We start from the raw sequence: 12,789 nt of genomic DNA, 5'->3' as shown, positions 1-12,789 counted from the left end.
ATTAAATGATACCCTTGCCTTTTTTTATCACGGCAGAGACCAAGTTAACGCCAAAATGATAGGGAATATGTTTATACGATGGCGCATCCCAGATAACGATATCCGCCTGTTTGCCTGCTTCGATAGAGCCGAGCGCTTCTCCGCGCCCGATTGCCCAGGCGGCGTTTATGGTTACTGCGGACAGCGTTTCGGCCGGCGTCATTTTCATCTGGGTGCAGGCGATATTCATGATGGCCGGCAGCGATTCACAGAAGCAGGTCCCCGGGTTGAAATCAGTCGCCAGTGCGACCGGATTGCCGTTATCGATAATTTTCCGTGCCGGCGCGTAATTTTTAAGTCCGAGGGCAAACGTGGTGCCCGGCAGCAGGACGGCAATCACCCCTTTTTCTTTCATCGCCCGGATGCCTTTATCCGAAACGGCCATTAAATGGTCGGCGGATATCGCCCCGAGTTCGGCGGCCAGCTCCGCGCCGCCCAAGGGCGCGAATTCATCCGCGTGGAGTTTTATTTTTAATCCGTGCTTTCTGGCGAAATCCAGGATATACCGGGATTCTTCTATTTCAAACACGCCTTTTTCGCAGAAGATATCGCAGAATTCGGCGAGTTTGTCATCAAGCACCTTAGGTATCATTTGTTCGGTGATAAGCTTGACGTATTCGTTTTTCCTGCCCTGGTATTCGGGAGGGATTTCATGCGCGCCCAAAAAGGTCGGGATTAATTCCAAGGGCTGTATCCTGCCAAGAGCGCGTATCACCCGGAGCATTTTCATTTCATCAGGAAGATTTAATCCATAACCGCTTTTAGCATCTATCGTGGTAGTGCCACAGGAAAGAAACCTTTCCATCCTGAGTAAGGAAAAATTAACCAGCTCTTTTTCGGAAGCTTCGCGGACGGCCTTGACAGTTGATTTTATTCCTCCCCCTGAAGCAGCGATTTCCTGGTAAGTAGCTCCTTTCAGGCGCATCTCGAATTCGTTCGAGCGGTCTCCGGCGAAGACCGGATGCGTATGTGAATCGATTAGTCCCGGCGTGACGATTTTTCCGCAGGCATCAATAGTTCTTGAGGCCTGATATTTTGCCGTGATTTTTTTAGTAGGACCGGCTTCTAGTATTTTATCTTTATCAATAGCCAGCGCTCCATCCGGAATGAGCCCTAATTCGTTCATATCACGCCCGCATCTTGGTCCCGGCTTGGCTGAGCGCATGGTAATTACCTCGGAGGCGTTTTTGACAACCAAACTTATTCGTTTTTTCATGCGACGTGATTATTTTTTGTTCTTTTGAATCTGCTCCTGAAACCATTGGTCCCAGTCTGCTTCTTCATAGGTTACGCTGGAATCCCACGATTCAACCAGAGAATAGTTTTTTATAAAGATATCTTTAAGGAAGATAAACGTTTCTTTTTTACTATTAGGCAGGTCTTCGATAGCGACGCTGTAAATAGAATCCCCTTTCTGGATGGTTAGCACGTGAATCATAAAACCAGGATTATTCAATTCTTCCGCGCTGTATTTTTTTATATCGGTTCCGATGAGGGAATAAAATCCGTTTTCCTCCATTACTAAGATCAGTTCTTTTACCCCTTCATCAGGGGCTTTCTTAACGGCCGGGAATTCAGGGGGCAGCTTTAACTGTTCAAACGATTCATTAAGTTTCTTGTCGTATTTTTCTGCCCAGCTTTCCGAGACAAGCGCGCCGTAAAAACCACGGATTTCTTTCTTGCGGATTCCTTGGGTGAGAACGAAATAAGAAATCTTGATTTCATCCGGCATGTCCCCGTACTTGGAAATACCCGCGCAGGAGGAGGTTAAAAAAAACAAGCCGGCAACCAGACCAACAAAATGTTTGGTAAACATTTATCCTTCTTGCCCCGATGTTCATCGGGGCAGGCCTATTTTAGTCACCCTCGGAAGCCTCTTTATTTTTAGGGATAATCGGATTTAAGTTATACGCCGTCAGGATATCCTTTTCCAGTTCCTTGACCACTTCCGGGTTCTGGCTTAAAAACTCGCGCGCCTTATCTTTCCCCTGCCCGATTTTCTGGTTTTTATAAGAAAGCCAGGTGCCGCTCCTCTCTATGACATTCAGGTTGGAGCCCAGCTCAATCAAATCGCCTTCGCGCGAAATCCCGTTTTTGTGGAGGATTTCAAATTCCGTCCTCTTAAAGGGCGGTGCGATTTTATTCTTGACTATGTGGATTTTCACGCGGTTGCCGATAACCTGTTCGCCTTCCTTAAGTGCCACTCCGCGCCGGGCTTCTATCCTGACCGAGGCGTAAAACTTAAGCGCCCGGCCGCCCGGGGTCGTTTCCGGATTGCCGAAAAATACGCCGATCTTTTCCCTTATCTGGTTGGTAAATATAACCGCCGTGTGCGATTTGCTTATCGCGCCGGTAAGTTTTCTCAATGCCTGGGACATTAATCTCGCCTGCAGTCCCATATGGCTTTGCCCGATTTCGCCGTCCAGCTCGCTTTTCGGGACAAGCGCCGCGACGGAATCTATCACGACCAAATCAACCGCGTTGCTCCTGACCAGAAGCTCGGTGGTATCCAGCGCCTGTTCGCCGCTGTCCGGCTGGGAGATGACCAGGTCTTTCAGGTTTACTCCGATTCTTTCCGCGTAGTTTGGGTCCAAGGCGTGCTCCACATCTATGAAAGCCGCGTTGCCCCCTGCTTTTTGGGCGTTGGCAACGATATGGAGGCACAGGGTCGTTTTCCCGGAGGCTTCCGGCCCGAATATTTCCGTAACGCGCCCTTTGGGAATCCCTCTGCCGCCCAGGGCAAGGTCAAGCGAAAGCGCCCCGGTCGAGATGCAGGGGATATCCACCCGCATTCCGCCGCCCAGCTTCATAATCGCCCCTTTTCCGTAACTCTTTTCTATCTGACTGATTGCCTGCTGAAGCGCGTCTTCTTTTAAATCTTCCTTTTTATCTTCTTTTTTATCCTCGGTTCCCTTTGGCGCCATAAAAACTCCTTTTCCCGCGAAGCGGGATCCCGATGAATATCGGGACCTTCATTATTTATCCGATATTTATGCCGATATTATATCAGCCGAAACCCTGCCTGACAATAAATTTAATCCAAAAATATTGGATTTTATATCCCCGCTTGCTATAATCAAAAGATAAACAAGCCATGAGCAAGATGAAAGATAAGCCTGATAAGAATAAACCCGCGGCAAAGACCGTGGAAAAAGAAACCGCTCCGGAAAGCGCTTCTCCCAACGGCGGGAACATACGCGACCTCCTCATCGAAGACGAGATGAAGGATTCCTACCTCAATTATTCCATGAGCGTCATCGTTTCGCGCGCTTTACCGGATGTGCGCGACGGCTTAAAACCTTCCCAGCGGCGCATCATGGTCGCGATGAACGATTTAGGCCTCGGTCCCCGGAGCAAGTTCCGCAAATGCGCCAAGATCGCCGGCGATACTTCCGGTAACTACCATCCGCACGGCGAACAGGTTGTTTACCCGACACTGGTCAGGATGGCGCAGGATTTTGCCTGCCGTTATCCGCTGGTTGACGGTCAGGGCAACTTCGGCTCGATTGACGGCGACCCCCCGGCCGCCATGCGTTATACCGAAGCCCGCATGACCAATTTCTCCATGCAGATGCTGGAGGATATGGAAAAGAACACGGTGGATTACGTCCCGAATTATGACGAAACCCGCGAGGAACCGACTGTCCTCCCTTCCAAATTCCCCAATCTCCTGTGCAACGGCTCTTCCGGCATCGCCGTCGGCATGGCGACCAGCATCCCGCCCCATAACTTTTCCGAAGTATGCGACGGCATCATTAAAATAATAGATAAGCCGGACACCCCCATAAGCGAACTTATAGAAATCGTCAAAGGCCCGGACTTTCCGACCGGCGGAATCATCTGCGGGTTTAAAGGCGTCCAGAGCGCTTACGAAACCGGACGCGGCATCATCACCGTCCGCGCCAAGGTCGCCACCGAAGAAGCCAAAGGCGGCAGGGAAAATATAATCATTACCGAAATTCCCTATAACCAGGAAAAGGCGCGCATCATCGAACGCATCGCCGACCTGATTAAAAACGATAAGATACAGGGCGTCTCGGATATCCGCGACGAAAGCGATAAGGACGGCATGCGCATCGTCATCGAACTCAGACGCGGCGAGGAAGCCCAGGTGGTCATCAACCAGCTCTATAAAAACACGCCGCTCCAGGACAGTTTTTCCATTATCATGATTGCCCTGGTGGATAACCGCCCGCAGGTCTTAAACCTGAAACAAATACTGGTCGCCTATAAAGAGCACCGGATGGAAATAATCAAGCGGCGGACCAGGTTCCTCCTGGAAAAAGCCGAGGCCGAAGCGCACATACTTGAAGGATTAATCATCGCCATAGATAACATAGATGCCGTCGTTAAACTGATAAAGAAATCCAAGACCGTGGATATCGCCCGCGAAGGCCTGATGAAACGCTTCAAGCTGAGCGAAATCCAGGCCGATGCCATCCTTAAAATGCAGTTACAGCGCCTGACCGGCCTGGAACACGAGAAGCTGGCAAAAGACCTGAAAGAACTGAAAGACAGGATTGTCGAATATAAGGCGATATTAGCGGATGACGGGCTGGTTTTGGATATCATCCGCGAAGACCTTTACGAGATAAAAGAAAAATACGGCGATGCCCGCCGGACCCAGATATTGAAAAGAGAAGCGCAGGATTTCTCCCTGGAAGAGCTGATTACCGAGGAAGACATGGCCGTCCTTATCAGCCATGCCGGCTATGTCAAGCGCATGCCTTTGACTTCCTACCGCAAACAGGCGCGCGGAGGGAAAGGCGTCATGGGCGCGGAAATAAAAGAAGATGATTTCGCGGAGCACCTCTTCATCGCTTCCACGCACGATTATATTCTTTTCTTTACCTCGCTCGGCAAGGTTCATTGGATAAAAGTTTACGATATCCCGATGATGGGCCGTCAGGCAAAGGGCCGCGCTTTGGTAAACTTCATCCGGCTGGCGCAGGGCGAAAGCATTACCTCGGCAATCGCGGTCAAGAACTTTGATGAAGGGTTCCTGGTCATGGCGACCCAGAGCGGCTATATCAAGAAGACCACGCTCAAGGCGTTCAGCAATCCCAAGAAAGGCGGTATCATCGCCCTGAAGTTGAACGGCAGCGATAAGCTTATCGGAGTCCGGGTAACCGGCGGCAAAGACCATATTATCCTGGGCACGCGCGACGGCATGAGCATCCGCTTCCCGGAGACCGATGTTCGGCAGATGGGGCGTTCGGCGCGTGGGGTGACCGGCATACGTTTAAGAAAAGGTGATCAGGTCAAGGATATGATTATCGTTGATAAGGATTCCTCGCTCTTGAGCCTCTGCGAAAAAGGATACGGCAAGCGGACCGGGTTCGACGAATACCGCATCCAGCGCCGCGGAGGGACGGGCGTCCATAATATCAAGACTTCCGACCGTAACGGCAAGCTCATTGCCATGAAGGAAGTGAAAGACGATGACGATATCATCATGGGCACCTCAGCTGGGATGGTTGTCAGGATTCCGGTAAAGAGCATCCGGGTCATCGGTAGGAACACCCAAGGGGTCAGGCTCATTTCCCTGCAGGCAAACGATAAACTCGTCTCAGTCGCCCGCGTCGTCCACGAAGAAGAAGGCGAATAAATATAATTTTACAGACCAACACAAATAAAAAAGGGGGCGTTCAAAGAACGCCCCCAATTTACCCTTGGTTTGCCGAAGAGTTACACCTGGGAAACTTTCACCTCCAAGAACAGTTGCCCGTTTTCCTTGATAAAATCAAGGTGGCTTGCGCCGTCCGGAGTAAAGCGATTCAGCTTTATACCCTCGTTTATTAATTCCAAGCAGGCTAATTATCCGAAGTATTTACTGCAGAAAGAATCATATCAATCTGAATCCTATAAACTTTGGAACGGCTAAAGACTTCGCACCCTCCCAGACAGATGAAAACACCCCCCTCTACCCATCCCCCCTATATCCCCAGGGGTATCCCTCTCCGGCGTATCCCGAACGCGAAAAGGGAGTATCTCGAAATTCTATTTAAGGGGAACAAAAATAGTTATGCCCTCCTTACAGGGTATCACCACCCCCTATACCCACCTACCCTATACCCCCCTCCTGACCCCTATCCGGACCGGTCAAAGCACTTGGAATAGGGGGTGCGACGGGAAATTAAGTTTAATCAGAATCGAAATAGCAAGACTTAAGTGAAGGTAGCCAATGGACTAGAAGAGGTTTCATAAGGTATAAAATCTCCCTATTTCCCCCTTTGTCAAAAAAGGGGGTAATCCCCTAAAAGGACTTATGAAACCACCTGTAGTAGACTAGAGAACCCCACCTATGTTACACCACTTCGCTGCGCTACGGGGACGTCGTTGCTACTCCATTAGTTAATTAGAAAGATGTGCTAGGTTAGTAAATTGGTTCCGAAAGGGAACCTGTTCTGATATGGGTTTTACACGTAAACGCGGCGGACACGCTTGCCTAATCCGCAGGTGATGACATAAGGCGAAACGCAGGCCAGCCTCGCCAATTCTTCCGCGGGCAGTTTTTCACCGTTCTGCTCGCCTATCAGCACGACCTCATCCCCAACTGCGACCGCCGGCAGACCTGCCTGTCCGGTAGGCAGGTGGGTCACATCCGCCATGATATAGTCCATGGTAATCGTCCCGATAATCGGACAGCGCTTTCCCCGGATAAGGACCATGCCTTTGTTGCCCAGCTGATACGGATAGCCGTCGTTATAGCCCACCGGAATGGTCGCAATCTTCGTGCGCTTGTTGGTGGTATAAGTGCGGTTATAGCCGACCGGCGTCCCGGAAGGAACCGTCTTCAAAAACGATACCTGCGACTTAAAGGAGAGAATCGGGTCGAACTTGACGCCTTTTTCTGAGACGTTGCCCGGGTCTATCCCGTAAATCGCCCCGCCCGGACGGACCATATTAAAGAAGCTGTTAGCCAGTGTGAATATCGCCCCGGTTGAGGCGTGATGTTTCAAGGGAATTCGAAAGCCGTTAGATTCCACTTCCTTGACCATGTTCTTAAACGCCTCTATCTGCTTCTTGGTGAAATCGAGCTCATTGTGGTTAAACGAGCAGGAAAGATGGGTGCAGATTCCTTCCAGTTGCAAATTCGGCGATGCCTTAATCTTCTTTATTATTTCTACCGCGCGGTTAGGCGAGGCGCCCAAACGGCTCATGCCGGTATCAATTTTCAGGTGTATTTTTAGTTTCTTATTCTGGCGCTTGGCTTCGGTATCCAAAAGCGGCAGTAAATCCATAGAGTGGACGGTCGGGGTGATGTCGTAAGAGATAATCCAGCCGAGCTCTTCCTCAATCAGGGCGCCCAGTATCAGTATCGGGGCTAAGATGCCGGATTGCCTGAGTTCAATCGCCTCGGTGGAATCGCCCACGCCGAGCATGGCCGCGCCGGCTTCCAGGACCGTCCGGCCTATTTGCGTCGCGCCGTGCCCGTAGCCATCCGCCTTGACCACGACCATAATCTTGGTATCCGGACCGACCTTGTTCCGGATGGCCTTCAGGTTGGCGGCGGCCTTTGCCAGATTGATTTCTGCCCAGGTGCGGTATTTTTTCATAGGTTAAAATTCACCGCAAAGACGCAAAGAACCATTTTGTGCCTTAGTGTCTTAGTGGCAAAAGATAATATATGTATTTATATCGGCAGATGGAAAGAAGGGCGATAATAGTTTCTATAAACAGGTTCAATTGTTCAAGGGGCTAATTGTTCAATAGTTAGAATAATTATATCTATGCGTTATTTTCTCTTGCCATTAGAATTTTGGTGATATATAATCTTAAGCAGGTGACATATGAAACTGATAACCAAAAACGGGCTGAAACGGATAGCCGTCCTGTTATTATTCTTAGCCGCCGGCTTTATCTTGTTTAACAGTTTCTGCTGTTTTATCGAAGTTCCCCCGTATGTCGTCGAGAAGACAGGACGGGTGGAGGTTGCCCCGGCTAAAGCGGGAAAAGGCGAGCTTACTTTTGAGCAGGAGATTCCCCTCCTTATCCTGCGCGGCAGTCCGCAGGAAATGGGTGAACAGCAGGGCGAACTCTTGAAATCCCAGCTGAACGCGCTCATTCATAATTATATCGGACGGTTTCTTTCCCAGGGCAAGAACCTCGAACGGGCGATAAAAGCCCGGGAGCTAATGAAGCCTTTCATCCCGCCTGAATATATGGAAGAACTGGATGCCATGACGAAGGTTTCCGGCGTATCAATTAACGACTTCCTTTTACTCCACACCATGATTGATGACCCGCGGCTTCCTTTTTGCAGTATCATCATTACCTCCCCTCCGGCAGGGAAGGAACTTATTTTCGGGCGCAACCTGGATTTCCCGTCACTTGGCATGGCGGTTAATTACAATATGATTACGGTTTACCATCCCTGCCTGTCCGGCAGGCAGGCCGATAATAAAAAGTCATTTGCCTCAATCACCTGGCCCGGATTGGCCGGCGTAATTTCCGGGATGAACCAGGACGGCCTGTCGCTGGCAATGCTGGTCAGCTTTGACGGCGCCATCAATGATTCCGGCATGCCGACATCCATGCTCTTCCGTAAAATACTGGAAGAGGCATCCGATATAGAAAAGGCGATTGAAATCGTCAAGGCAGCCAGGCGGACCGCGCCATCCAATCTTGCCCTGGCTGATTCAGGAGGAAACTCCGTGGTGATTGAATTCACTTCTGAGAGTGTGGCAGTGCGGTATCCTGCAAACGGAATTCTCTGCGCGACCAACTGGTTTGTCACGCCGGAAATGAAGATGTCCGACGGCGACGACCGCTATAACACCATGGCAATCCAGGCCAAGGGACTTCATGGGAAAATCGGCCATAATGAAATAATAAATATACTTAAATCTGTTCCGATACCCCTGATAAATCTCCAGTCCATGGTGATATATCCGCAAACGCGGACGATTTACCTTGCCTGCAGAAAGATTCCCGCCACCAAAGCCGAATATAAGAAGATAGATTTGGCTAAATATTTAGATAAAAGATGAAAAACCGGGAAATAGCCGATATTTTTCTCCAGATTGCGGATGCCCTGGAATTCAAGGGAGAAAACACCTTTCGCGTAAACGCCTACCGCAAGGCCGCCCGGACTCTTTCCGAAATGCCCAAGGATATCGAAGCCATCGCGCGGGAAGGGAAATTGGAGGAAATCTCAGGCATCGGAACAGGGCTCCATAAGAAGATAGAAGAATATCTGGCAACCGGAAAGATTAAAAAGCTTGAAGAGGCTAACGAAGGTATTCCTGACGGCATCTTTGATTTGAGACGGATACCGGGATTGGGCCCCAAGACTTTAAGCCTTGCCTTTCGCAAGCTTAAGGTAAAGAACGTGGATGACTTGAAAAAGGTGATTGAAAACGGCTCGCTTGCCAAACTGCCGATGATGGGAGAAAAAAAGGTGGAAAATATTTCCCGCGGGCTGGCGCTGGTAACAAAGATACAGGGCCGGATTCTGTTAGGCCGGGCATTGCCGCTGGTAGACGGCATCATCGCGGAACTTAAAAAGGACCTTCGATCCATAAAGCAGATCTCGCCGGCAGGCTCCCTGCGAAGGATGTGCGAAACCATCGGCGATATCGATATCCTGGCGACAGGCGAGAAACCGGGCAAGATTATCAGGCGTTTCACCGAGCTTCCGATTGTTCGGGAGATTCTCGGCGCGGGAGAGACCAAGGCGTCCGTCATCCTTAAAAGCGGGCATCAGGCGGATTTGCGGGTGGTGCCGGAAGAATCCTACGGCGCGGCGCTCCAGTATTTCACCGGCTCCAAGGCGCATAATATAAAACTGCGCTCGCTGGCAAAAGATAAGGGGTTAAAGATTAACGAATACGGCGTCTTTAAAGGCGAAAAGCTCATAGCCGGAAAGACAGAGGAAGAAGTTTATAAAGCTGTTAATATGCTATTGATGCCGCCGGAAATCAGGGAAGACCGCGGCGAGATAGAAGCGGCACTGGAAGGCAAGCTCCCGAAACTGATTGGCTACGCCGACCTAAAAGGCGATTTGCACTGCCACAGCCTTTATTCAGATGGCCGGTCAAAGATAGAAGAGGTTGTCATGGCCGCCCGGGCAATCGGCTATGAATACATCCTGATAACCGACCATTCGCAGGCGGCTTCTTATGCCCATGGATTATCACCCGCCAGATTAAAAGAAGAGTCAAAGGAGATAGACGGACTTCAAAAACGCTTTAAGGAAATCCGAATTCTCAAAGGCGCGGAGGTGGATATCCTTTCCGATGGGAAGCTTGATTTCCCGGACAGCATCTTAAAAGAAATGGATTTGGTCGTGGCGTCAGTCTATTCCGGGTTTAAGAATAACGTGACAGGCCGCATCATCAAAGCGATGGAGAATCCACACGTGGATATCATCGCCCACCCGACCGGGCGCCTTATTTCCACCCGGGAAGGCTATGTAAATCTTGATATGGATAAAATATTCGAAGCGGCGGCCCGGACCGGGACGTTCCTGGAGATAAATTCATTCCCGGACAGGCTCGATTTGAACGACCTGAATTGCAAAAGGGCAAAAGAATTCGGGGTAAAGTTTTCCATAGGAACGGATTCACATCACTCTGATATGCTCGGCTTTGCCAGATTAGGCATTTCGGTTGCCCGGCGCGGATGGGTGGGTAAAGAAGACGTGATTAACACCTATACCTGGGAAGAGATTAAGAAAAAGAGAAAATCACTTTGAAGGCTTGGTTAGTTTTCCCCTGAAATAACTCGCCCTGAAAATATCCCGCTCTTCCGGTCCGAGTGCCTCTCCGGCGATTCTCTGCAGATGCGCCGGTTGGGAAAATATAAACATCTCGTTTACCTGGGCGATAGTTAGGTCCTTGATTAATCCTATATTGATTCCCATCCTTACCGCGGAAAGTAGTTCCATGGTCTCTCCCGAAGTGATGGTGTAGGCGTTTTTAAGTATTCCGTAAGCGCGCCAGATGCGGTCCTTTGTCTGGTTTGCCTGTTCATTCAAGAGTTTCTCCCTCCAGGTGCGTTCGTATTTTATGATTTCCGGGATGACGTTTTCCATCTCGCTTAAAATATCTTTTTCCGCCCGGCCTAAAGTGACCAGGTTGGATATCTGGTAAAAATCTCCCATGGATTGCGAGCCTTCTCCCAGGAATCCGCGCACCGTGTATTTAACGCGGGTCAATGCCTGGAAGACTTTTTCTATCTGTTTGCTCAAAACCAGGGCCGGCAGATGGACCATTACAGAGAAACGCAATCCGGTTCCCACGTTAGTGGGACAAGCGGTGAGATATCCGAACTGGGAAGAAAAGGCATAAGGCAGGTGTTTTTCCATGCGGCTGTCCAGTTCGTTTATTTCATCCCATAATTCGGCCAACTGAAAACCGCTCCTCAAACCCTGGATTCTCAGATGGTCTTCCTCGTTTATCATGATGCTTGAAGTCTCTTTATCGTTTATAACCAAAGCGCGGGAACCATTTTGACCGGTCACACCATTAGGCGCTTCGGCATGGTCACGGCTGATTAAATGCCTTTCCAGAAGCAGGTGCTTGTCTGCCGAAGTAAGGTCTTTGAAGCTGAAATAATGCATGGGCGGTATTATCTTGGCGGAGACAAGTGCGTTATGGATGAAGCCGACGATTTCCTTTTTCTGCTCCTCATTTGCCAGGGTCAGGAAGACGAAATTATCCAGGTTTCTGGCAAGCCTGATGCGGGAGGAAATGACGATATCGGAATCCTTGCCTTTTCCTTCCAGCCAAGTGCCGACCTTGTTCATCAAATCATCTATTTTCATTCTGTTTTCTTCCTGGTTTTCAATTTCTTTATCTTATCGCGTATTTCAGCCGCCTTTTCGAATTCTTCGCTTTTCACCAGTTTTTCCAGTTCGCGGTGGAGATCCAGTAGCTCCTTTTCCTTTAGGATTCCGGAGCCGGAGGTTCCCTGCGGGAACTTGCCATAGTGCTGGGTAGCGCCGTGTATCTTTTCCAGTATCGGCGAGATGCCTTTCTTAAAGACCTCGTAATCCTTGGCGCAGCCGAAACGGGCTTTCTTCTGGAAGGTCGCGTAATCTATCCCGCAATTCGGGCATTTCATATTGAGGTTTTCTTTGCCCATCTTAGTCATGATGGGCTCGATGAGGCTGCTCAAGACCTCGGAAAGCGAGAACTGCAGTTTATAAGGAAGCCCCTTTTGCTGTGCGCATTCCTCGCACAGGTGAATTTCCTGCTTTACATTATTATGGCTTATTTCAGTCAGGTGGATGGTTGCCGGCCGCTTATTGCAGTTTTTACATAGCATAATTAATTCGCTCCGTTATTTTAACAACGGGATTATCATGCCAAAGGCAGACCCGCCTCTGGCGGGAACAGATTTAACAGAATAACTGATAACTACTCCTCACTAAAATACGCCCCGCATTCGGGGGATTCCCAGACGCCTACCTTTTTAACTTTTACTCCGCGCCGCTTAAAAGCCGCGGACAGTTTCCCGTATAAAAACCGCGCGAGATTTTCGGTTGTCGGGTTATGCGTTTTAAAATATTCAATTTGGTTTAGATACTTATGGTCGAGCATCTCGGTTTCCTTATGGATAATCTTCTTGGCTTCCTTGAAATCAATCAGCAAGCCGATTTTATCCGGCGCCTCGCCCTCCAGGATAACCTGCACATCCCAATTATGCCCGTGCAGTTCCTCGCATTTGCCTTTGTAGTGTTTCAGGCGATGGGCGGAGGAGAATTTAGTTTTGATTACCAGTTCGTACATAAGTAATGGCGTA

At 49.6% G+C, this 12,789-nt stretch carries 10 protein-coding genes; 3 read left to right on the top strand and 7 right to left on the bottom strand.

Annotated features, from left to right (window positions below; translation table 11 throughout):
• Position 1 precedes the first annotated feature (1 nt).
• Genes HY811_06170 through recA form a run of 3 tightly spaced genes read right to left on the bottom strand, consistent with a single transcriptional unit; the run spans position 2 to position 2,963 of the window.
• On the bottom strand, positions 2 to 1,255 hold the full coding sequence (locus HY811_06170; protein MBI4834384.1) for an imidazolonepropionase: 1,254 nt from the start codon (positions 1,253 to 1,255) through the stop codon (positions 2 to 4).
• A gap of 9 nt (positions 1,256 to 1,264) precedes the next feature.
• A complete protein-coding gene (locus HY811_06165; protein ID MBI4834383.1) occupies positions 1,265 to 1,855 on the bottom strand; it encodes a hypothetical protein in 591 nt (196 codons plus the stop codon).
• Positions 1,856 to 1,895: 40 nt separating this feature from the next.
• Positions 1,896 to 2,963: a recombinase RecA gene (recA, locus tag HY811_06160; protein ID MBI4834382.1), complete on the bottom strand. Its 1,068-nt coding sequence runs from the start codon at positions 2,961 to 2,963 to the stop codon at positions 1,896 to 1,898.
• 179 nt (positions 2,964 to 3,142) lie between these two features.
• On the opposite strand from recA, the gene gyrA reads away from it, so the two are divergent.
• Complete coding sequence (gene gyrA, locus HY811_06155; protein ID MBI4834381.1) at positions 3,143 to 5,647, top strand: DNA gyrase subunit A; 2,505 nt, start codon at positions 3,143 to 3,145, stop codon at positions 5,645 to 5,647.
• Between the two features lie 811 nt (positions 5,648 to 6,458).
• Here gyrA and alr read toward each other — a convergent pair.
• Positions 6,459 to 7,598, bottom strand: a complete 1,140-nt coding sequence (gene alr / locus HY811_06150; protein ID MBI4834380.1) for an alanine racemase — start codon at positions 7,596 to 7,598, stop codon at positions 6,459 to 6,461.
• Positions 7,599 to 7,832: 234 nt separating this feature from the next.
• Here alr and HY811_06145 point away from each other — a divergent pair, with 234 nt between their 5' ends.
• Both HY811_06145 and polX read left to right on the top strand, forming a co-directional pair.
• The gene (locus tag HY811_06145; protein ID MBI4834379.1) at positions 7,833 to 9,032 is read left to right on the top strand and encodes a hypothetical protein; all 1,200 of its coding nucleotides are present in this window, start codon (positions 7,833 to 7,835) and stop codon (positions 9,030 to 9,032) included.
• Entirely contained in the window at positions 9,029 to 10,738 is a 1,710-nt protein-coding gene (polX, locus tag HY811_06140; protein ID MBI4834378.1) for a DNA polymerase/3'-5' exonuclease PolX, read from the top strand. The genes HY811_06145 and polX overlap by 4 nt, the downstream gene beginning before the upstream one ends.
• Here polX and HY811_06135 read toward each other — a convergent pair.
• The 3 genes from HY811_06135 to queD all read right to left on the bottom strand — a co-directional run bounded on the left by HY811_06135 (position 10,730) and on the right by queD (position 12,776).
• Positions 10,730 to 11,809, bottom strand: a complete 1,080-nt coding sequence (locus HY811_06135; GenBank protein MBI4834377.1) for a protein arginine kinase — start codon at positions 11,807 to 11,809, stop codon at positions 10,730 to 10,732. The two genes, polX and HY811_06135, sit on opposite strands and share 9 nt — an antisense overlap.
• Entirely contained in the window at positions 11,806 to 12,312 is a 507-nt protein-coding gene (locus HY811_06130; protein ID MBI4834376.1) for a UvrB/UvrC motif-containing protein, read from the bottom strand. Before HY811_06130 ends, HY811_06135 begins: the two co-directional genes overlap by 4 nt.
• 92 nt (positions 12,313 to 12,404) lie before the next feature.
• The gene (gene queD, locus HY811_06125; protein ID MBI4834375.1) at positions 12,405 to 12,776 is read right to left on the bottom strand and encodes a 6-carboxytetrahydropterin synthase QueD; all 372 of its coding nucleotides are present in this window, start codon (positions 12,774 to 12,776) and stop codon (positions 12,405 to 12,407) included.
• Between the last annotated feature and the right edge of the window lie 13 nt (positions 12,777 to 12,789).

It is taken from the genome of Planctomycetota bacterium (assembly GCA_016207825.1).
GTDB lineage: Bacteria > Planctomycetota > MHYJ01 > JACQXL01 > JACQZI01 > JACQZI01.
The sequence above is the reverse complement of the archived record's forward strand: the minus strand, read 5'-3'. Positions and strand labels throughout refer to the sequence as shown.